This window comes from Streptomyces sp. NPDC090994 (assembly GCF_044768905.1).
Taxonomy (GTDB): Bacteria; Actinomycetota; Actinomycetes; order Streptomycetales; family Streptomycetaceae; genus Streptomyces.
The window spans coordinates 416,466-437,285 of sequence record NZ_JBIVWS010000003.1; the positions used below are offsets into that span (position 1 = coordinate 416,466).

Here is a 20,820-nt window from a genome sequence, read left to right on the forward strand (position 1 = left end):
GACGGCCCTCTCGATGTCACCCCGGGGCCGTCGGAGAGGTAGGGTCGGAGGCGGTCGGGGACATCCCATACAGCTCGTCGGCGTCGAGCCGCCGACGTACCAACGAGGAGATCGGTTCGTGACGATCCGCGTAGGCATCAACGGCTTTGGCCGCATCGGTCGTAACTACTTCCGCGCGCTGCTGGAGCAGGGTGCAGACATCGAGATCGTGGCTGTCAACGACCTGGGTGACACCGCGACCACCGCCCACCTGCTGAAGTACGACACCATCCTCGGACGCCTCAAGGCCGAGGTGTCGCACACGGCGGACACCATCACCGTCGACGGCAAAACGATCAAGGTGCTGGCCGAGCGCAACCCCGCCGACATCCCGTGGGGCGAGCTGGGCGTCGACATCGTCATCGAGTCGACCGGCATCTTCACCAAGAAGGCCGACGCCGAGAAGCACATCGCCGGTGGCGCCAAGAAGGTCCTCATCTCGGCTCCGGCCAAGGACGAGGACATCACCATCGTGATGGGCGTCAACCAGGACAAGTACGACCCGGCGAACCACCACGTCATCTCCAACGCCTCCTGCACCACCAACTGTGTGGCGCCGATGGCCAAGGTCCTCGACGAGAACTTCGGCATCGTCAAGGGCCTGATGACGACGGTGCACGCGTACACGAACGACCAGCGCATCCTCGACTTCCCGCACAAGGACCTGCGCCGCGCCCGTGCCGCCGCCGAGAACATCATCCCGACCACCACCGGTGCCGCCAAGGCCACTGCCCTGGTCCTGCCGCAGCTCAAGGGCAAGCTGGACGGCATCGCCATGCGCGTCCCGGTCCCGACCGGCTCGGCCACCGACCTGGTCGTCACGCTCCAGCGCGAGGTCACCAAGGACGAGGTCAACGCCGCGTTCAAGAAGGCCGCCGACGACGGCGACCTCAAGGGCTACCTGACCTACACCGAGGACGAGATCGTCTCCTCGGACATCGTCAGCGACCCGTCGTCCTGCACCTTCGACGCCTCCCTGACCATGGTCCAGGAAGGCAACACGGTGAAGATCCTCGGCTGGTACGACAACGAGTGGGGCTACTCCAACCGCCTCGTCGACCTCACGGTCTTCGTCGGCAACCAGCTCTGACCCACTGAGCAGGCATTCTCGATGCGCCGGCAGGGCTCGGACGGTGTGCGCGCCGTCCGGGCCCTGACGCGCGTCCGGTACGACCGGCCCTCGTAGGATCACGAGCGATCACCAGCCCCAGGAGTTGCTGTATGAAGACGATCGACGAACTGCTCTCCGAAGGCGTCGCGGGCAAGCGCGTCTTCGTCCGCGCCGACCTGAACGTGCCGCTGGACGGCACCACCATCACCGACGACGGCCGCATCCGCGCCGTGCTGCCCACCGTCAAGGCCCTGGCGGAGGCGGGCGCGCGCGTGATCGTCGCCTCGCACCTGGGCCGCCCCAAGGGCGCCCCGGACCCCGCCTTCTCCCTCGCCCCCGCCGCCGCCCGCCTCGGTGAGCTGCTCGGCGCCGACGTGGCCTTCGCCGAGGACACCGTCGGCACCGCGGCCGAGGCCGTCGTCTCCGGCCTCACCGACGGGCAGGTCGCCGTCATCGAGAACCTGCGCTTCAACGCCGGCGAGACCAGCAAGGACGACGCCGAGCGCGCCGCCTTCGCGGACAGGCTCGCGGGCCTCGCGGACGTGTACGTCGGTGACGGCTTCGGCGCCGTGCACCGCAAGCACGCCTCCGTCTTCGACCTGCCGAAGAAGCTCCCGCACTACGCCGGGTACCTCATCGCCACCGAGGTCGGCGTCCTGAAGAAGCTCACGGACGACGTCCAGCGTCCCTACGTGGTCGCGCTCGGCGGCGCCAAGGTCTCCGACAAGCTCGCCGTCATCGACCAACTGCTCGGCAAGGCCGACCGGCTGCTCATCGGCGGCGGCATGGCGTACACCTTCCTCAAGGCCAAGGGGTACGAGGTCGGCATCTCCCTCCTCCAGGAGGACCAGATCCCGGCCGTCCAGGAGTACATCGAGCGCGCCGAGAAGAACGGCGTGGAGCTGGTGCTCCCCGTCGACGTGCTGGTGTCGACCGAGTTCCCGGACCTCAAGACCAAGGCCCCGGCCAACCCCTCCACCGTCGCCGCGGACGCCATCCCCGCCGACCAGGAGGGCCTGGACATCGGTCCCGAGACCCGCAAGCTGTACGCCTCGAAGCTCGCCGACGCGGCCACCGTCTTCTGGAACGGCCCCATGGGCGTCTTCGAGCACCCCGACTACGCCGAGGGCACCAAGGCGGTCGCCCAGGCCCTCGTCGACGCCCCGGGCTTCTCCGTGGTCGGCGGCGGCGACTCCGCCGCGGCCGTCCGCACGCTCGGCTTCGACGAAAAGGCATTCGGCCACATCTCGACCGGCGGCGGCGCCTCCCTCGAATACCTCGAGGGCAAGACGCTCCCCGGTCTCGCCGCACTGGAGGACTGACCCCGCATGACCACTCGCACGCCGCTGATGGCGGGCAACTGGAAGATGAACCTCAACCACCTGGAGGCCATCGCCCACGTCCAGAAGCTCGCCTTCGCCCTCGCGGACAAGGACTACGAGGCCGTCGAGGTCGCCGTCCTGCCGCCCTTCACCGACCTGCGCTCGGTGCAGACCCTGGTCGACGGGGACAAGCTCAAGATCAAGTACGGCGCCCAGGACATCTCGGCGCACGACGGCGGTGCCTACACCGGCGAGATCTCCGGCCCGATGCTCGCCAAGCTGAAGTGCACGTACGTCGCGATCGGCCACAGCGAGCGGCGGCAGTACCACGCCGAGACCGACGAGCAGGTGAACGCCAAGGTCAAGGCCGCCTACAAGCACGGCCTGACCCCGATCCTGTGCGTCGGCGAGGAACTGGAGGTCCGCGAGGCGGGCGACCACGTCGCCCACACCCTCGCCCAGGTCGAGGGCGGTCTCAAGGACCTCCCGGCCGAGCAGGCCGAGTCCGTCGTGATCGCCTACGAGCCGGTGTGGGCCATCGGCACCGGCAAGGTCTGCGGCGCCGAGGACGCGCAGGAGGTCTGCGCGGCGATCCGCGCCAAGCTCGCCGAGCTGTACTCGCGGGAGCTGGCCGACCAGGTCCGCATCCAGTACGGCGGCTCGGTCAAGTCGGGCAACGTCGCCGAGATCATGGCGCAGGCCGACATCGACGGCGCCCTGGTCGGCGGGGCCTCGCTGGACGCCGACGAGTTCGTCAAGATCGTCCGCTTCCGCGACCAGTGAGTTCCTGGTAGACGGGATCCGTCGTACCCTTGCGGGGGCACAGCCCGGTGGCTGTGCCCCTGTCGTCCATCCGAATCCGAGGAAGTTGGTCCAGCCGTGGTTCTGGGGTTCTCGATCGCCCTGATCGTCTTCAGCCTGTTGCTGATGCTGCTGGTGCTGATGCACAAGGGGAAGGGCGGCGGCCTCTCCGACATGTTCGGCGGTGGCATGCAGTCGTCCGTCGGCGGCTCCTCGGTCGCCGAGCGCAACCTCGACCGGATCACCGTGGTGGTCGGTCTGCTCTGGTTCGCGTGCATCATCGTCCTCGCCCTCCTGATGAAGGCGAACACCTGACCCGGACGCACCCGCGGCACACACGTCGCAGTTCTTCACGTAACGCCCCATGTTCGGTACGCGCTCCTGAGCGCGGCCTATCATGGGGCGTGCGTCTTGATGGGCTTGCGTCTTGGTGTGGGGCCGGTAACTCCCCTCACTGGACGCGCGTTGGGCCTTACGTAGACTGAGGCGCTCGCAGCGAAGCGAAACGCCGACTCGCTTTGCGGCACCATCACGCAGGGAGTTACGACCGTGGCAAGTGGCAACGCGATCCGGGGAAGCCGGGTCGGAGCGGGGCCGATGGGCGAGGCCGAGCGCGGCGAGTCCGCGCCGCGTCTGCGCATCTCCTTCTGGTGCTCCAACGGGCACGAGACACAGCCGAGCTTCGCCAGCGACGCGCAGGTGCCCGACACGTGGGACTGCCCTCGCTGTGGCTTCCCCGCCGGACAGGACCGGGACAACCCGCCGGACCCACCGCGCACCGAGCCGTACAAGACCCACCTGGCGTACGTACGCGAACGCCGCAGCGATGCCGACGGCGAGGCGATCCTCGCCGAGGCGCTCGCCAAACTGCGGGGCGAGATCTAGGAGTCGACACCGGCCGGGCACCCACGAGGTGCCCGGCCGGGTCCGCTCCACGCCTCGGCGCAGCCGCCGCTCGCGGTCCGTTGTCAGTGGTGCCGTCTACGGTTTGTGCATCCGGTGCATCTGGTGCATCCGGTGCATCGGACGAATCGTGGGGGACGGGCATGGCGACGGTCGAGGCGGCGGACGAGTGCGCGCCCGCGTGGCGCGGAGGGTTCGGGCGGCTGTGGAGCGCGGCGGTGCTCTCCTCCTTCGGCGACGCGCTGCGCACGGCCGCGCTGCCCCTGCTGGCCGTGTCGCTGACCGACGATCCCCTGCTCATCGCCTCGGTCACCGCCTGCGGCTATCTGCCCTGGCTGGTCTTCGGGTTGCTCGGCGGCGCGGTCGCCGACCGGGTGGACCAGCGGCGCGCCATGTGGGCCGTCGACGCGGTACGCGGACTGGCGGTCGCGGGCTTCGCGGTGGCCGTGGGCCTCGGCCACGGCTCCATCGCGCTGCTCATCGCCCTGGCCTTCGCCCTGACCACGCTCCAGACCCTCTTCGACAACGCGGCCACGGCCCTGCTGCCCACCCTGGTGGGCCCCGACGAACTGGGCAGCGCCAACGCCCGCCTGCTGACCGGACAGCGCATCGCCGGCGGACTGCTGGGCGGGCCGGTCGTCGCGCTGCTGCTCACGGTGGGTGCCGCCGCCCCCTTCGCGGTCGACGCCGCCACCTTCCTGGCCGCCGCCGCGCTGGTGGCCTCGCTGCGGCCGGCCGTGCCCCGGCAGCGGGAGTCCGGAGCGGCCGGCAGCACCCTGCGCCGGGAGATCGCCGAGGGGCTGCGTGCCCTGGCCCGGGACCGGCTGCTGCGCGGGCTGTGCGCCGCCACCGCCCTGTGCAACATCGGCATGGGCGCCCTCATCGCGACCCTCGTCCTGCTGGTCACCGGCCGGCTCGACGCGGGCACGACCGGGTACGCGGCGGTGATCACCGCGTACACCGTCGGCTCGCTGGCCGGGGGAGCGGTCCATCGCCGCCTGGTCACCCGTACGGGGTACGCGCGCGGGATGCTCCTCGCCGGGACCGTGCAGACCGGGGCGCTCCTCGTGATGGGCACGGTGCGCAGCCTGCCCGTGCTGGCGGCGGCGCTGGCCGTGTTCGGGTTCATGGGCATGGTGTGGAACGTCAGTTCACAGACGCTGATGCAGCGACGCAGCCCCGCCGGGATGCTGGGCCGGGTCAGCGCGGCCTTCCGGACCCTGGGCGTGGCAGGGGCACCGGTGGGCGCGCTCCTGGGCGGAGCCGTCGCCGCCGCCTGGGGCGCGAACACCCCGGCGCTGCTCGCCGCCGCCTGCTTCGTCCTGTCCGTCGCCGCGCTGATACCCGGGCTCCATGCCGACGACAGGTCAGGTCAACCCCTGATCAATTAGGTTGGGACCGGCAGCGGGGCAAGGGCGTGGCAGGACACGCGGCAGGCATACGCAGCAGGGACTGGCAGGAAAGAAGGCGGAAGTCCGAAATGAACGCAGACGGCCGTACCAGGCTCAACCAGACACCCGAGTGGACCGCACTGGCCAAGCACCGCGAGGAGCTGGGCGAGACGCACCTGCGGGAGCTGTTCGCCACAGACCCCGGACGCGGCACCGGGTACACCCTCCGGGTGGGTGATCTGTACGTCGACTACTCCAAGCACCTGATCACCGACGAGACGCTGCGGCTGCTGCGCGAGCTGGCCGCCGCCACCGACGTCTTCGGCCTGCGGGACGCCATGTTCCGCGGCGAGAAGATCAACGTCACCGAGGACCGCGCGGTGCTGCACACCGCGCTGCGCGCCCCCTCGGACGCGACGATCCTGGTCGACGGGGAGAACGTCGTGCCGGGCGTGCACGCGGTGCTGGACAAGATGGCCGGCTTCGCCGGCCGGGTGCGGTCCGGCGAGTGGACCGGCCACACCGGCAAGCGCATCCGCACCGTGGTCAACGTCGGCATCGGCGGCTCCGACCTCGGCCCGGCGATGGCCTACGAGGTGCTGCGCGCGTTCACCGACCGCGAGCTGACGGTGCGTTTCGTCTCCAACGTGGACGGCGCGGACCTGCACGAGGCGATCCGCGACCTGGACCCGGCCGAGACGCTGTTCATCATCGCCTCGAAGACGTTCACCACGATCGAGACGATCACCAACGCCACCTCCGCCCGCGCCTGGCTGCTGGACGCGCTCGGCGGGGACGAGTCGGCCGTGGCCAAGCACTTCGTCGCCCTGTCGACCAACGGCGAGAAGGTCGCCGAGTTCGGTATCGACACGGCCAACATGTTCGAGTTCTGGGACTGGGTCGGCGGACGCTACTCGTACGACTCGGCGATCGGGCTCTCCCTGATGATCGCCATCGGCCCGGACCGGTTCCGGGAGATGCTCGACGGCTTCCGGATCGTCGACGAGCACTTCCGCACCGCGCCCGCCGAGTCCAACGTGCCGTTGCTGCTGGGGCTGCTGGGCGTCTGGTACGGAAACTTCCACGACGCCCAGTCGCACGCGGTGCTGCCGTACTCCCACTACCTGTCCAAGTTCACCGCCTACCTCCAGCAGCTGGACATGGAGTCCAACGGCAAGTCCGTCAGCCGCGACGGACGCCCCGTCACCTGGCAGACGGGTCCGGTGGTGTGGGGCACGCCCGGCACCAACGGGCAGCACGCCTACTACCAGCTGATCCACCAGGGCACCAAGCTGATCCCGGCGGACTTCATCGGCTTCGCCCGCCCGGTCGCCGAACTCGACGGCCGGCTGAAGGCCCAGCACGACCTGCTGATGGCCAACTTCTTCGCCCAGACCCAGGCCCTCGCCTTCGGCAAGACCCCCGACGAGGTCCGGGCGGAGGGCGTCGCGGAGGAACTGGTCGCGCACAGGACGTTCCAGGGGAACCACCCCACCACCACCATCCTCGCGCGTGAGCTGACGCCGTCCGTCCTCGGCCAGCTCATCGCCCTCTACGAGCACAAGGTGTTCGTCCAGGGCGCCGTGTGGAACATCGACTCCTTCGACCAGTGGGGCGTCGAACTCGGCAAGGTCCTCGCCAAGCGCGTCGAACCCGCCCTCACCGAGGGGGTGGCGGTGCCGGGGCTGGACGCTTCGACCAAGGCGCTGGTCGGCGCCTACCGGGAACTGCGCGGACGGCAGTAAGCGCCGGAGAGAAGCGCGGGCCCCCGCGCGCCCGGAGGCGGCGGGGGCCCGTGTGCCGGAGGCCGGCTACGCCGAGGCCGGCGGGTACAGCGAACGCGGCAGCTGGGAAGCGGCCGCCGAGTCCAGCAGCCACAGGGTGCGGGCCCGGCCCCGGGCCCCCGCCGCCGGGGCCTGGATCTCGCCCGCGCCGGACAGGGCGATCGCCGCGGCCTGCGCCTTGTCCTCGCCGGCCGCCAGCAGCCACACCTCGCGGGCGGCCCGGATCGCCGGGAGGGTCAGGGACACCCGGGTCGGCGGCGGCTTGGGGGCGCCGTGGACGCCGACCACCGTGCGCTCGGTCTCGCGCACCGCCGGCAGCTCCGGGAAGAGCGAGGCGACGTGCGTGTCCGGGCCGACGCCGAGGAGCAGGACGTCGAAGGTCGGCACGGGGGCGTGGTTCTCCGGACCGGCGGCCTGGGCCAGCTCCTCCGCGTACGCCGCCGCGGCGGCGTCCACGTCGGGGCCGTACTGACCGTCGGAGGCCGGCATCGCGTGCACCCGCTTCGGGTCCAGCGGCACCGAGTCCAGCAGGGCCTCGCGGGCCTGCGTGACATTGCGCTCCGGGTCGCCCTCCGGCAGGAAGCGCTCGTCGCCCCACCACAGGTCCAGCCGGCCCCAGTCGATGGCGTCCCGGGCGGGGGAGCCCGCCAGGGCGGCCAGCAGGCCGTTGCCGTTGCGGCCGCCGGTGAGGACCACGGAGGCGTAGCCCCGGGAGGCCTGGGCGTCCACGACGCGGGTGATCAGCCGGGCCGCGGCGGCCTGGGCCATCAGTTCCTTGTCGCGGTGCACGACCAGCTGCGGAGTGTGCGTGCTCACTTCGCCGCCCCCTTCCTCACCGGCGCCTTCCTCTGCGCCGCGTCTTTCGCAGGTGCCTTGGCGGCGTCCTCGACGGGAGTGGGGACCGCGACGGCCTCCCCTCCTTTGCCACCGGCGGCACCCGCTGTGGCCGCCTTCTCGTGCAGCCGCTCCACGCCGTAGCGCAGCGCCGAGGCGTAGGTGTCGTCCGGGTCGAGCCGGCGCAGTTCCTCCGCGATCAGCTCGGCGGTGTCCCGGCGCTTGAGCGCCACCGCGCGGTTGGGCTGCCCCTGGACGGAGAGGTGGGCCAGCGTGCCGTCGGCCCGGTCCAGGGCGATCGGACCGCAGTCCGTCTCCATCCGGACGGCGGTGAGACCGGGACCGGCGGAGTGCGTCCGCTTGACCGGCACGTCCAGCCGGTCCGCGAGCCACATGGCGAGCAGTTCGCAGCTCGGGTTGAACTCCTCGCCCTCCACCTCGACGCCCTGCACCTGGCAGTCGACCTGGTCCAGGGCCGCCGCCAGCATCGAGCGCCACGGCGTGATGCGGGTCCAGGACAGGTCGGTGTCGCCGGGGGCGTAGGCGCCGGCGCGGGCGGCCAGCTCCCGTACCGGTTCCTCGGAGGCGTAGGTGTCGGTGACCCGGCGCTGGGCCAGGGCGCCGAGCGGGTCCTTGGCCGGTTCCAGCGGGGCGTTGACCGGCCACCACACCACGACGGGGGCGTCGGGGAGCAGCAGCGGCAGGACCACCGACTGGGCGTGGTCGACGACGTCGCCGTACAGCCGCAGCACCACCGTCTCGCCGGTGCCCGCGTCGGCACCGAGGCGGACCTCGGCGTCCAGCCGGGAGCGGGTCCGGTCCCGGGGGGAGCGCGAGACGCGCTTGATGACCAGGAGCGTGCGCGAGGGGTGCTCGTGCGCGGCGTCGCTCGCGGCCTTCAGCGCGTCGTAGGCGTTCTCCTCGTCGGTGACGATGACGAGGGTGAGCACCATGCCGACGGCCGGGGTGCCGATGGCGCGGCGGCCCTGCACCAACGCCTTGTTGATCTTGCTGGCCGTGGTGTCCGTGAGGTCGATCTTCATGGCCGGCGCCAGCTCCGTCCGTCTCGCTCCAGCATCTCGTCCGCCTCGACGGGTCCCCAGGTACCCGCCGGGTACTGGGCCGGGGTGCCGTGGGTGTCCCAGTACTCCTCGATCGGGTCGAGGATCTTCCAGGACAGCTCGACCTCCTCCGTGCGCGGGAAGAGGTTGGCGTCGCCCAGGAGGACGTCCAGGATGAGGCGTTCGTACGCCTCGGGGCTGGACTCGGTGAAGGACTCGCCGTAGGCGAAGTCCATCGACACGTCCCGGATCTCCATCGACGTGCCCGGCACCTTGGAGCCGAAGCGGACGGTGACGCCCTCGTCGGGCTGGACGCGGATGACGATCGCGTTCGACCCGAGTTCCTCGGTGGCCGTGGAGTCGAAGGGGGAGTGCGGGGCCCGCTGGAAGACGACCGCGATCTCCGTGACCCGGCGACCCAGACGCTTGCCGGTGCGCAGGTAGAACGGGACGCCCGCCCAGCGGCGGTTGTCGATGCCGACCTTGATCGCGGCGTAGGTGTCGGTCTTGGAGGCCGGGTCGATGCCCTCTTCCTCCAGGTAGCCGACCGCCGCCGCGCCGCCCTGCCAGCCCGCCGCGTACTGGGCGCGGACGGTGTCCCGGCCCAGGTCCTTGGGGAGCCGGACCGCGCCGAGCACCTTGGTCTTCTCCGCGGCCAGCGCGTCGGCGTCGAAGGAGGCGGGCTCCTCCATCGCGGTCAGCGCGAGCAGCTGGAGCAGGTGGTTCTGGATGACGTCGCGGGCGGCGCCGATGCCGTCGTAGTAGCCGGCCCGGCCGCCGATGCCGATGTCCTCGGCCATGGTGATCTGGACGTGGTCGACGTAGGACCGGTTCCAGATCGGCTCGAACATCGTGTTGGCGAAGCGCAGCGCCAGGATGTTCTGGACGGTCTCCTTGCCCAGGTAGTGGTCGATGCGGAAGACCTGGTCCGGGGCGAAGACCTCGTGGACGATGGAGTTGAGCTCCTCGGCCGACTTCAGGTCGTGCCCGAAGGGCTTCTCGATGACCGCGCGCCGCCAGGAGCCGCCCGACTGGTCCGCCAGCCCGTGCTTCTTCAGCTGCTGGATGACCACCGGGAAGGACTTCGGCGGCACGGAGAGGTAGAAGGCGAAGTTGCCGCCCGTCCCCTGCGCCTTGTCCAGCTCCTCGATGGTGCCGCGCAGCCGCTCGAACGCGGCGTCGTCGTCGAAGGTGCCCTGGACGAAGCGCATCCCCTGGATGAGCTGCTGCCAGACCTCCTCGCGGAACGGCGTACGGGAGTGTTCCTTGACGGCGTCGTGCACGACCTGGGCGAAGTCCTCGTGCTCCCAGTCGCGGCGGGCGAAGCCGACGAGCGAGAAGCCCGGCGGCAGCAGACCCCGGTTGGCGAGGTCGTAGACGGCGGGCATGAGCTTCTTGCGGGACAGATCGCCGGTGACGCCGAAGATGACCAGGCCCGACGGCCCCGCGATACGCGGGAGCCGTCGGTCTGCGGGGTCACGCAGCGGGTTGCTGCTCGACAAGGATCTCAGCCCTCCGAGGGGGCGAGGCGCTGGAGCTCGGCCTCGGTCGACTTGAGCAGGTCGTTCCAGGAACCCTCGAACTTCTCCACGCCCTCGTCCTCCAGGAGCTGGACGACCTCGTCGTAGGAGATGCCGAGCGCCTCGACCGCGTCGAGGTCGGCGCGGGCCTGCTCGTAGGTGCCGGAGACGGTGTCGCCGGTGATCTGGCCGTGGTCCTCGGTGGCGAACAGGGTCGCCTCCGGCATGGTGTTCACCGTGTTGGGCGCGACCAGGTCGGTGACGTACATCGTGTCGCTGTACGCCTTGTCCTTCACGCCGGTCGACGCCCACAGCGGACGCTGCTTGTTGGCGCCGGCCTTCTCCAGGGCCGCCCAGCGCTCGCCGGAGAAGATCTCCTCGTACGCCTGGTAGGCCAGCCGGGCGTTGGCGACGGCGGCCTTGCCGCGCAGCGCCTTGGCCTCGTCGGTGCCCAGCGCGTCGATCCGCTTGTCGATCTCGGTGTCCACGCGGGAGACGAAGAAGGACGCGACCGAGTGGATGTCGGACAGGTCCAGGCCGCGCTCCTTGGCCTTCTCCAGGCCGGTCAGGAACGCGTCCATGACCTTGCGGTAGCGCTCCAGCGAGAAGATCAGCGTCACGTTGACGCTGATGCCCAGGCCGATGACCTCGGCGATGGCCGGGATGCCGGCCTCGGTCGCCGGGATCTTGATCAGCGTGTTGGGGCGGTCCACCAGCCAGGCCAGCTGCTTGGCCTCGGCCACCGTGGCCTTGGTGTCGTGCGCCAGCCGCGGGTCGACCTCGATGGAGACCCGGCCGTCCTTGCCGCCGGTCGCCTCGTAGGTGGAGCGCAGGATGTCGGCGGCGTCGCGGACGTCCGCCGTCGTGATCATGCGGATGGCCTCTTCGACGGTCACCTTCCGGGCGGCCAGGTCGGAGAGCTGCTGGTCGTAACCGTCGCCCTCGGAGATCGCCTTCTGGAAGATGGTCGGGTTGGTGGTGACGCCCACGACGTGCTGCTGGTCGATCAGCTCGGCGAGGTTGCCGGACGTGATCCGCTTGCGCGACAGGTCGTCCAGCCAGATCGCGACGCCTTCATCGGAGAGGCGCTTGAGTGCGTCTGTCATCGAAAATGCATCTCCTACGTGTCGTTATACGAGCGTCAGCGCTGGGCCGCGGCGATCGATTCCCTCGCCTTTTCGACGACGTTCTCCGCAGTGAAACCGAACTCCTGGAAGAGCACCTTGCCGTCGGCGGAAGCACCGAAGTGCTCCAGGGAAACGATGCGGCCGGCGTCCCCGACGTAACGGTGCCAGGTGAGGCCGATCCCGGCCTCGACGGCGACGCGGGCCTTCACGGACGGGGGCAGGACGCTGTCCCGGTACCCCTGGTCCTGCTGCTCGAACCACTCCACGCACGGCATCGACACCACGCGCGTCGGCACGCCGTCGGCCTGCAGCCGCTCGCGCGCCTCGACGGCGAGGTGCACCTCGGAACCGGTGGCGATGAGGATGAGCTGCGGCTCGCCGCCCTCCGCCTCGAACAGCACGTAGCCGCCGCGCGCCGCGTCGTCGTCGGCCTCGTACGTCGGCACGCCCTGGCGGGTCAGCGCCAGACCGTGCGGCTGGCCCTTGCCGAACTCCTTCGTCCAGCGGCGCAGGATCTCGCGCCAGGCGATGGCCGTCTCGTTGGCGTCGGCCGGACGGACGATGTTCAGCCCCGGGATGGCGCGCAGCGAGGCAAGGTGCTCGACCGGCTGGTGGGTCGGGCCGTCCTCACCGAGACCGATGGAGTCGTGCGTCCACACGTACGTCACCGGCAGGTGCATCAGGGCGGAGAGGCGGACGGCGTTGCGCATGTAGTCGGAGAACACCAGGAAGGTGCCGCCGTAGATGCGGGTGTTGCCGTGCAGCGCGATGCCGTTCATCTCCGCGCCCATGGAGTGCTCGCGGATGCCGAAGTGGATGGTGCGGCCGTACGGGTCGGCCTCCGGCAGCGGGTTGCCCTCGGGCAGGAACGACGACGTCTTGTCGATCGTCGTGTTGTTCGAGCCGGCCAGGTCGGCGGAGCCGCCCCACAGCTCGGGCACGACCGCGCCGAGCGCCTGGAGCACCTTGCCGGAGGCGGCACGGGTGGCGACACCCTTGCCGGTCTCGAAGACCGGGATCTTCTCCTCCCAGCCCTTGGGCAGCTCACCCTTGGCGATGCGGTCGTACTCGGCGGCGCGCTCGGGGTTGTTGTCCCGCCACTGCTGGTACGCCTTCTCCCAGACGGCACGGGCCGCCCGGCCCTTCTCCAGCGCCTTGCGGGTGTGGCCGATGACCTCGTCGGAGACCTCGAAGGTCTGCTCCGGGTCGAAGCCGAGGACGCGCTTGGTGGCCGCGACCTCGTCGTCGCCGAGCGCCGAGCCGTGCGCGGCCTCGGTGTTCTGCGCGTTCGGCGCGGGCCAGGCGATGATCGACCGCATGGCGATGAACGACGGCCGGTCGGTGACCTGCTTGGCCGCCTCGATGGCGTCGTAGAGGGCGTGCGGGTCCAGGTCGCCGTCCGGCTTCGGGGCGACGCGCTGGACGTGCCAGCCGTAGGCCTCGTAGCGCTTGACGGTGTCCTCGGAGACGGCCGTCTCGGTGTCGCCCTCGATCGAGATGTGGTTGTCGTCCCACAGCAGGATCAGGTTGCCGAGCTTCTGGTGGCCCGCCAGGGAGGACGCCTCGGCGGAGATGCCCTCCTGGAGGCAGCCGTCACCGGCGATGCAGTAGACGAAGTGGTCGAACGGAGACTCGCCCTGCGGGGCCTCCGGGTCGAACAGGCCGCGCTCGTAGCGGGCGGCCATCGCCATGCCCACCGCGTTGGCGACACCCTGGCCCAGCGGGCCGGTGGTGGTCTCCACGCCGGTGGTGTGGCCGTACTCGGGGTGGCCCGGGGTCTTCGAACCCCACGTCCGGAAGGACTTCAGGTCGTCCAGCTCCAGGCCGAAGCCGGCCAGGTAGAGCTGGGTGTAGAGGGTCAGGGACGAGTGTCCGGCGGACAGCACGAAGCGGTCGCGTCCGACCCAGTCCGCGTCGGCGGGGTCGTGCCGCATCACCTTCTGGAAGAGGGTGTAGGCGGCAGGTGCCAGGCTCATCGCCGTACCCGGATGGCCGTTACCGACCTTCTGTACGGCGTCGGCGGCCAGGACGCGGGCCGTGTCTACGGCCCGCTGGTCCAGCTCGGTCCACTCGAGGTCTGTGGTGGTCGGCTTGGTGCTCACCCTGGGTCAGGGCTCCTCTCCACATGTCGGTTGCCGGTGTGCGCGAAACGCCCACCGGCTGCCGGCGTTCTTTCGGCATCGGCCGGCCGCTGTCGAGCCTACCCCCGCAAGTACGTGCGCTTTTCCCCGCTATTCCAGACTGCCGGGAGTCTGTGTGATCCGCCTGTCGACCGGGTGAAACGGCATTCGGCAAGTGAATACGGAGGCGCTCATCTGACTGCTCAATCGACTCCGCGCACGCCCGTCGGAGCACGGCCGCCAACACGACCCCACCCCCGCGAAGGCCGGGGTAGGGGCAACGTCTAAAGTGGCGTGGTACGCGCGAGCCTTTACCCGCACTTCACACGGGGATGCACGGGAAGCTCGCTGGGATGTCTCTGTCAGGGGTGTGCGTGACGGCCGTTGAATCCCGTCCTGCGGGGGTTATCGGGACGAGCCAGAGCCCGAGTCACCGGCCGTTCGGGGCCCGTGTCAAGGCGTTCGTGGCGCTGACCAAGCCGCGGATCATCGAGCTTCTGCTGATCACCACCGTTCCGGTGATGTTCCTCGCCGAACAGGGCGTGCCCGATCTGAAGCTGGTGCTGCTGACCTGTATCGGCGGCTACCTCTCCGCGGGCGGCGCCAACGCGCTGAACATGTACATCGACCGGGACATCGACGCGCTGATGGACCGCACCTCCCAGCGCCCGCTGGTCACCGGGATGGTCAGCCCGGTCGAGTGCCTGGTCTTCGGCATCGCCCTGGCGGTGGTCTCCACGCTGCTGTTCGGCCTGACCGTCAACTGGTTCTCGGCCTGGCTCTCCCTCGGCGCGCTCCTCTTCTACGTCGTCGTCTACACGATGATCCTCAAGCGCCGCACCTCGCAGAACATCGTCTGGGGCGGCATCGCCGGCTGTCTGCCGGTGCTGATCGGGTGGTCCGCGGTGACCGACTCGATCTCCTGGGCGCCGGTCATCCTCTTCCTGGTGATGTTCTTCTGGACGCCGCCGCACTACTGGCCGCTGTCCATGAAGGTGAAGGACGACTACGCGCGCGTGGGCGTGCCGATGCTGCCGGTCATCGCCTCCAACAAGGTCGTCGCCAAGCAGATCGTCATCTACAGCTGGGTGATGGTCGTCGTCTCCCTGCTGCTGACCCCGCTGGGCTACACCGGCTGGTTCTACACGGCCGTCGCCCTGCTCGCGGGCGGCATGTGGCTGTGGGAGGCGCACGGGCTGCAGAACCGCGCCAAGGCGGAGGCGACGGGCGCCAAGCTCAAGGAGATGCGGCTGTTCCACTGGTCGATCACCTATGTGTCGGTGCTGTTCCTCGCGGTCGCGATCGATCCGTTCCTGCGCTGACCTTCCCCACGTCCGACGGGCGGGGTACGTGGCCCGGGCCACGTACCCCGCCCGTCGCCGTTTCCGCTACCCGTCGGTAGCATCCTGGCCATGGCAGACACGGAGCAGGCAGGGACGCAGCAGGACCCCGAGAAGGGCGCCGGTAAGGCCGCCGCGACGGCCGCCGCGAAGGCCGAGCGCACGGCGGGCCGGCTGGCCGGGCGGATCGGGGCCTTCGCCAAGGCGCACGGCGGGGCCGAGGGCCAGGTGGCCCACCTCGGCCGGCGTGGCGCGCGGATCGTGCTCGTCGGCGCGGACGGCGACTGGGGTGACCTGGTCGCGCCGTCGTACGAGATCGCCGAGCAGGCGGTCGGGAAGGCGGGGATCACCGTCCACGAGTCCTTCGACGGCGAGTTCGCGGGGAAGGTGCGGACGGGGCCGTACGAGTGGTCGCGGATGGCAGGGCTCCAGCTCGGCGGCCCCCGCAACGGCTGACTGCCGGCGGAACCGTGCCCGAGGCGCGGAGGGCGTCACCTGAGCGGCGGCAGGGCATCACCTGAGACCCCGTTCACCCGTTAGGACTCGTGAGCAGCAGCACGGCGTCTACTCGGGGAGCCCGGATGATCGAAACGCCGTCCCTGGTGGACCAGTACTGCCACGGCGTCCTCCGGACCGAGCTGGGCCTCGGCACCTTCGAGGCCCAGCTCGGCCGCACCGAGGGCCCGCCCGCCCCGGGCACCACCCTGTTCGACACCCAGACCGGGTTCGCCGTACGCCGCTGGTGCCCGCCCCTGCTCGGCCTGGAGCCGCACTGTCCGCCGGCCCGCTATCTGGCCCGGCGCCGCGAGCTGGGCGTGCTGGAGGCGGACCGCAAGCTGCTGCGCGGCAGCGGCATCACCACGTACCTGGTCGACACGGGGCTGCCCGGCGACCTCACCGGCCCGGCCGAGCTGGCCTCCGCGGCGGCGGCCGACGCCCACGAGATCGTGCGGCTCGAACCGCTGGCCGAACAGGTGGCCGACACCTCCGGCACGGTGGAGTCCTTCCTCGCCAACCTCGCCGAGGCGGTGCACGGCGCCGCCGCCCACGCCGTCGCCTTCACCTCGGTGGCGGGCGTCCGGCACGGCCTGGCCCTGGTGCCCGAGCCGCCGGAGCCGGGCGAGGTGCGCGGCGCCGCCGGACGCTGGCTGGCCGGACGCCGGGCCGGCGGCGAGCTGAGCGACCCGGTGCTGCTGCGTCACCTGCTGTGGATCGCCGTCGCCTCCGGACGGCCGCTCCAGCTCCACGCGGGCCTCGGCGAGCCCGGCCCGCACACCGACCGCACCGACCCGGTGCTGCTCACCGGCTTCGTCCGGGCCACCGCCGGCCTCGGCACCGACCTCGTCCTGCTGCACGGCTACCCGTACCACCGGCACGCGGCCCACCTCGCCGGTGCCTTCTCGCACGTGTACGCCGACTCGGGCGCCGCCCTGGTCCGCACCGGCGCCCGCGCGGCCACCGTCCTCGCCGAGATCCTGGAGCTGGCCCCCTTCGGCAAGATCCTCTTCTCCAGCGGCGGCGGGGGCCTGCCCGAGCTGCACGTGGTGGGCGCCCGGCTGTTCCGCGAGGCGCTCGGCCGGGTGCTCGGCACCTGGGTGACCGAGGGGGCGTGGTCCCTGGCGGACGCGCAGCGGGTGGCGGGGATGATCGCCGCGGGGAACGCGGTGCGGGTGTACGGCTTGGCGTGAGCCCGGGGCAGACCTCGGTGTACGGCCTGAAGTGAGCGGGTCAGGCCCGGGTGAGCGTGGCTTCCGTCGCCGGGCCGGGCACCGGGGCGTCCTCCCGCGGCCGCTCGCGCAGCGCCAGCAGGACGCGCAGGGTGCCGATCCACACCAGGCACGAGCCGACCATGTGCAGGCCGACCAGGACCTCGGGCAGGTCGGTGAAGTACTGCACATAGCCGATGACGCCCTGCGCCAGCAGGATCAGGAACAGCTCCCGGGTGCGGGCCAGCGGCCCCTGGGGCGCGTCGACCGCCTTCAGCACGAACCACAGGGCGAAGGTCAGCGTCACCACGATCCACGCCAGCACGGCGTGCGCCTTGGAGACCATCTCCCAGTCCAGCGGCATGCGCGGGACCTCGCTGGAGTCGCCCGCGTGCGGACCGGCGCCGGTGACCACCGTGCCGGCCGCGATCAGCAGTACGGAGACGACGACCAGCACCCACACCAGCTGCTGGACGGACGTGCCGGTCAGGGGGCGCGGTGCCGCGTCGCCCTCCCGGGTGCGCTGCCACATCACGGTCGCGACCGCGATCAGGGCCGTGGACAGCAGGAAGTGGGCGGCGACGGTGTACGGGTTCAGACCGACCAGGACGACGATGCCGCCGAGGATCGCGTTGCCCATCACGACCCAGAACTGCGCCCAGCCCAGCCGGGTCAGCGAGCGCCGGTACGGCTTCTCGGACCGGGCGGCGATGATCGCCCAGCCGACCGCCGCGCACAGCACGTAGGTCAGCAGCCGGTTGCCGAACTCGATGACGCCGTGGAAGCCCATCTCGCTGGTGGTGGTGAGCGACTCGTCCGTGCACTTGGGCCAGGTCGGGCAGCCCAGGCCCGAGCCGGTCAGGCGGACGGCGCCGCCGGTGCCGACGATGATCACCGACATCACGAGGGCGGAGAGCGCCGACCGCTGGACGGTGCGGGGCTGCGGGGTCCAGCGCGCGGCGATGAAGGCGAGCGGGTTGCGCACGGCGGCTGCGAGGTCGTCGCGGGTCACGTTTGGCACGCGGTCCATCGTAGGGGGCCGCTTGTGCACGCGTTCACGAGGGTCCGGCTCGGTGTCATTCCCCTCATTCCCAGCGGAAGAACTTCCCCGCCGCGCCCAGGGCCACGACCGCCCATACGGCGAGGATGCCGAGGTCGGCCCAGGGCATCCCGGCCCCGTGCTGGAGCACGTCCCGCAGCCCGTCGGAGAGCGCGGAGATGGGCAGCAGGCCCAGGACGCTCTGCGCGGCGTCGGGGAACTTGTCCAGCGGCACGATCACGCCGCCGCCCACCAGCAGCAGCAGGAAGACGAGGTTGGCGGCGGCCAGCGTCGCCTCGGCCTTCAGGGTGCCGGCCATGAGCAGGCCGAGGCCGGAGAAGGCCGCCGTGCCGAGCACCAGCAGGAGGAGCACGGCGAACGGGTTGCCGTGCGGGGACCAGCCCAGCGCGAACGCGATCACCGTGAGCAGGACGACCTGGAGCACCTCGGTGACCAGCACGGACAGGGTCTTGGCGGTCATCAGGCCCCAGCGGGGCAGCGGCGAGGCCGCCAGCCGCTTCAGCACTCCGTACCGGCGTTCGAAGCCGGTGGCGATGGCCTGCCCCGTGAACGCCGTCGACATCACGGCGAGCGCGAGGACGCCGGGGGCCAGGAAGTCGACGGCCTCGCCCGCGCCGGTGTCGATGATGTCCACCGTGCTGAACAGCGCCAGCAGCAGCGTCGGGATGATCACCGTCAGCAGCAGCTGCTCGCCGTTGCGCAGCAGCATCTTCGTCTCCAGGACGGCCTGGGCGGCGATCATGCGGGGGAGGGGCGCGGCGCCGGGCTTCGGGGTGTGGATGCCGGTCGTCATGAACGCAGCTCCTTGCCGGTCAGCTCCAGAAAGACGTCCTCCAGGGTGTGCCGTTCCACCGAGATCCGGTCCGGCATCACCCCGTGCTGGGCGCACCACGACGTCACCGTCGCCAGTAGCTGCGGGTCTATCTTGCCGGTGACCCGGTAGGCGCCCGGCGTCAGCTCGGCCGCCGAGCAGTCGGCCGGGAGGGCCTTGAGCAGGCTCGCCACGTCCAGGCCGGGACGGCCGGTGAAGCGCAGGGTGTTCTCGGCGCCGCCGCGGCACAGCTCCTCGGGCGAGCCCTGGGCGATCACCCGGCCCGCGTCGATGATCGCGACGTCGTCGGCGAGCTGCTCGGCCTCGTCCATGTGGTGCGTGGTCAGGATCACCGAGACGCCGTCGGCGCGCAGGTCCCGGACCAGGTCCCAGGTGGCGCGGCGGGCCTGCGGGTCCAGGCCGGCGGTGGGTTCGTCCAGGAAGACCAGCTCCGGGCGCCCCACCACGGCCATCGCCAGCGCGAGCCGCTGCTGCTGGCCGCCGGAGAGCCGGCGGTAGGCGGTCCGGCCGCAGGAGCCGAGGCCGAGGCGTTCGATCAGGGCGGGCACGTCCAGCGGGTGGGCGTGCAGCCTGGCGACGTGGCGGAGCATCTCGTCGGCGCGGGCACCGGAGTAGACGCCGCCGGACTGGAGCATCACGCCGATGCGGGGCCGCAGCTCGGCGGCCTGGCGCCGGGGGTCGAGGCCCAGGACGCGCACCGTGCCGGAATCCGGCCCGCGGTACCCCTCGCAGGTCTCGACCGTGGTCGTCTTGCCCGCCCCGTTGGGACCGAGGACGGCGGTCACGCCCGCCCGGGCCACCAGGTCGAGGCCGTCCACCGCGGTCTTCGTGCCGTACCGCTTCACCAGGGCCTGGACCTGGACCACGGGCTCGCTTCGCATGGGTCACGAGTCTAGGGAGGCGCGCGGGGGCCCGGGCGCGGGGGTGCGCGATGTCCTCCGCACGGGGAGGGCACGGGCCGGGAGGGGCGGTCCGGCCGGAGGGGTTCAGGCGCGGCGGTGCGCGGTCTCCTCCGCGCGGGGACGGTGCAGCGCCAGCCACCGCTCGGCGTAGGCCACCGCGTCCGCCACCGGGAACAGGCGCGCGTCGGCCGCCCCGACCGTGCCGCGTACGACGGGCCGGTCCCGTTCGAAGTCGTGCCCCAGTTCGTCGAACCGGTCCGAGGTGATCGACACCTCCGTGACCCGCTCCCAGCCGTAGGGACCGGGGCGGCCCACCTCGACGAGCGGGGCGGGTATGCGGTACTCGGCCAGGTGGAAGGCGGTGCAGGAGGCGTAGCCGGCGCCCAGGAGGAGGACCCGGGCGCCGAGCCGCTCCAGGGTGGCGAGGGGGCTGCGCTCACCGAGCCGGCAGTCGGTGGCGTGGTCCGCGACGACCTCGGCGGCGCGCGGGCCGACGGCCGCGAACGACGTCTGCGGGTGGGCGCTGCGCAGGGCGCCCGGCCAGGTCCGTACGGTCTCCGGGACCACGCCGACGCCGCGGGCGGGGGTGGTGCGCGGGTCGTACGGGGGCATGGCGGTGCGGATGGCGGGCCACCAGTCGGCGGGCACCGGCGGGTTCGTCCACAGGGCCGGGTCGGAGAGGTCGGCGGTCTGGGTCGGCACCACCAGGGTGCCGTCCGGGCCGAGGGCGTCCAGGAGTCCCTGGACCACGGCCACGGCACCGCCGCACACCCAGCCCAGGGAGCGCAGCGAGGAGTGGGCCAGGAGGATCTCGCCGGAGCGCACGCCGAGGGCGCGCAGTTCGCCGGCGAGGGTGCCTCGGGTGACGAGTGGGCCGGTGGGAGGGGGTGCGGGCATGCTGGCGAGTGTCCCCGAGGGGGCTCGGGCGCGCTACCGTTTTGATCGATCAATGATCGTTTCCGCAGGT

At 71.3% G+C, this 20,820-nt stretch carries 19 protein-coding genes; 10 read left to right on the plus strand and 9 right to left on the minus strand.

Going from position 1 to position 20,820, the window contains the following annotated elements:
- Positions 1 to 118: 118 nt before the first annotated feature.
- The 7 genes from gap to pgi all read left to right on the plus strand — a co-directional run bounded on the left by gap (position 119) and on the right by pgi (position 7,312).
- The gene (gene gap, locus ACIQR3_RS09265) at positions 119 to 1,129 is read left to right on the plus strand and encodes a type I glyceraldehyde-3-phosphate dehydrogenase (RefSeq protein ID WP_215172789.1); all 1,011 of its coding nucleotides are present in this window, start codon (positions 119 to 121) and stop codon (positions 1,127 to 1,129) included.
- Between the two features lie 131 nt (positions 1,130 to 1,260).
- A complete protein-coding gene (locus ACIQR3_RS09270) occupies positions 1,261 to 2,472 on the plus strand; it encodes a phosphoglycerate kinase (protein WP_403536359.1) in 1,212 nt (403 codons plus the stop codon).
- Positions 2,473 to 2,478: 6 nt separating this feature from the next.
- Complete coding sequence (gene tpiA / locus ACIQR3_RS09275; protein WP_403536362.1) at positions 2,479 to 3,255, plus strand: triose-phosphate isomerase; 777 nt, start codon at positions 2,479 to 2,481, stop codon at positions 3,253 to 3,255.
- A 96-nt stretch (positions 3,256 to 3,351) separates the two neighbouring features.
- A complete protein-coding gene (gene secG / locus ACIQR3_RS09280; RefSeq protein WP_215172783.1) occupies positions 3,352 to 3,588 on the plus strand; it encodes a preprotein translocase subunit SecG in 237 nt (78 codons plus the stop codon).
- Positions 3,589 to 3,822: 234 nt separating this feature from the next.
- On the plus strand, positions 3,823 to 4,158 hold the full coding sequence (locus ACIQR3_RS09285) for an RNA polymerase-binding protein RbpA (RefSeq protein ID WP_003957010.1): 336 nt from the start codon (positions 3,823 to 3,825) through the stop codon (positions 4,156 to 4,158).
- Between the two features lie 161 nt (positions 4,159 to 4,319).
- Positions 4,320 to 5,567: an MFS transporter gene (locus ACIQR3_RS09290; protein WP_403536365.1), complete on the plus strand. Its 1,248-nt coding sequence runs from the start codon at positions 4,320 to 4,322 to the stop codon at positions 5,565 to 5,567.
- 89 nt (positions 5,568 to 5,656) lie between these two features.
- Positions 5,657 to 7,312 (plus strand): glucose-6-phosphate isomerase, encoded by a 1,656-nt coding sequence (pgi, locus tag ACIQR3_RS09295; RefSeq protein ID WP_403536367.1) that lies wholly within the window; start codon positions 5,657 to 5,659, stop codon positions 7,310 to 7,312.
- A 66-nt stretch (positions 7,313 to 7,378) separates the two neighbouring features.
- Here the strand turns inward: pgi and pgl are convergent, their stop codons facing one another.
- The 5 genes from pgl to tkt are packed head-to-tail and all read right to left on the minus strand — an operon-like array spanning position 7,379 to position 13,995.
- The gene (gene pgl / locus ACIQR3_RS09300) at positions 7,379 to 8,167 is read right to left on the minus strand and encodes a 6-phosphogluconolactonase (protein ID WP_403536370.1); all 789 of its coding nucleotides are present in this window, start codon (positions 8,165 to 8,167) and stop codon (positions 7,379 to 7,381) included.
- Positions 8,164 to 9,228, minus strand: coding sequence for a glucose-6-phosphate dehydrogenase assembly protein OpcA (gene opcA / locus ACIQR3_RS09305; protein WP_403536372.1), 1,065 nt, complete (start codon positions 9,226 to 9,228; stop codon positions 8,164 to 8,166). The genes pgl and opcA overlap by 4 nt, the downstream gene beginning before the upstream one ends.
- Entirely contained in the window at positions 9,225 to 10,748 is a 1,524-nt protein-coding gene (gene zwf / locus ACIQR3_RS09310) for a glucose-6-phosphate dehydrogenase (protein ID WP_403536374.1), read from the minus strand. Before zwf ends, opcA begins: the two co-directional genes overlap by 4 nt.
- Positions 10,749 to 10,753: 5 nt before the next feature.
- The gene (gene tal / locus ACIQR3_RS09315) at positions 10,754 to 11,872 is read right to left on the minus strand and encodes a transaldolase (RefSeq protein WP_403536376.1); all 1,119 of its coding nucleotides are present in this window, start codon (positions 11,870 to 11,872) and stop codon (positions 10,754 to 10,756) included.
- A gap of 35 nt (positions 11,873 to 11,907) precedes the next feature.
- Positions 11,908 to 13,995 carry a transketolase gene (tkt, locus tag ACIQR3_RS09320; RefSeq protein ID WP_403536378.1) on the minus strand — a complete coding sequence of 696 codons (2,088 nt, stop codon included), beginning with the start codon at positions 13,993 to 13,995 and terminating at the stop codon, positions 11,908 to 11,910.
- Between the two features lie 386 nt (positions 13,996 to 14,381).
- On the opposite strand from tkt, the gene ACIQR3_RS09325 reads away from it, so the two are divergent.
- The 3 genes from ACIQR3_RS09325 (at position 14,382) to ACIQR3_RS09335 (ending at position 17,041) form a co-directional block, all read left to right on the plus strand.
- Positions 14,382 to 15,335, plus strand: coding sequence for a heme o synthase (locus tag ACIQR3_RS09325; protein ID WP_215165606.1), 954 nt, complete (start codon positions 14,382 to 14,384; stop codon positions 15,333 to 15,335).
- Positions 15,336 to 15,425: 90 nt separating this feature from the next.
- Positions 15,426 to 15,809 carry a hypothetical protein gene (locus ACIQR3_RS09330; protein ID WP_403536381.1) on the plus strand — a complete coding sequence of 128 codons (384 nt, stop codon included), beginning with the start codon at positions 15,426 to 15,428 and terminating at the stop codon, positions 15,807 to 15,809.
- Between the two features lie 125 nt (positions 15,810 to 15,934).
- Positions 15,935 to 17,041: an amidohydrolase family protein gene (locus ACIQR3_RS09335; protein ID WP_403536383.1), complete on the plus strand. Its 1,107-nt coding sequence runs from the start codon at positions 15,935 to 15,937 to the stop codon at positions 17,039 to 17,041.
- A 40-nt stretch (positions 17,042 to 17,081) separates the two neighbouring features.
- On the opposite strand, the gene ACIQR3_RS09340 is transcribed toward ACIQR3_RS09335, so the two are convergent.
- From ACIQR3_RS09340 to ACIQR3_RS09355, 4 genes are all read right to left on the minus strand, one after another.
- Entirely contained in the window at positions 17,082 to 18,089 is a 1,008-nt protein-coding gene (locus ACIQR3_RS09340) for a heme A synthase (RefSeq protein ID WP_403536386.1), read from the minus strand.
- Positions 18,090 to 18,144: 55 nt separating this feature from the next.
- Positions 18,145 to 18,912, minus strand: a complete 768-nt coding sequence (locus ACIQR3_RS09345) for an ABC transporter permease (protein WP_403536389.1) — start codon at positions 18,910 to 18,912, stop codon at positions 18,145 to 18,147.
- Positions 18,909 to 19,832 carry an ABC transporter ATP-binding protein gene (locus ACIQR3_RS09350; protein ID WP_403536391.1) on the minus strand — a complete coding sequence of 308 codons (924 nt, stop codon included), beginning with the start codon at positions 19,830 to 19,832 and terminating at the stop codon, positions 18,909 to 18,911. Before ACIQR3_RS09350 ends, ACIQR3_RS09345 begins: the two co-directional genes overlap by 4 nt.
- A gap of 105 nt (positions 19,833 to 19,937) precedes the next feature.
- Positions 19,938 to 20,750 carry an aminoglycoside N(3)-acetyltransferase gene (locus tag ACIQR3_RS09355; protein WP_403536394.1) on the minus strand — a complete coding sequence of 271 codons (813 nt, stop codon included), beginning with the start codon at positions 20,748 to 20,750 and terminating at the stop codon, positions 19,938 to 19,940.
- Positions 20,751 to 20,820: the final 70 nt, after the last annotated feature.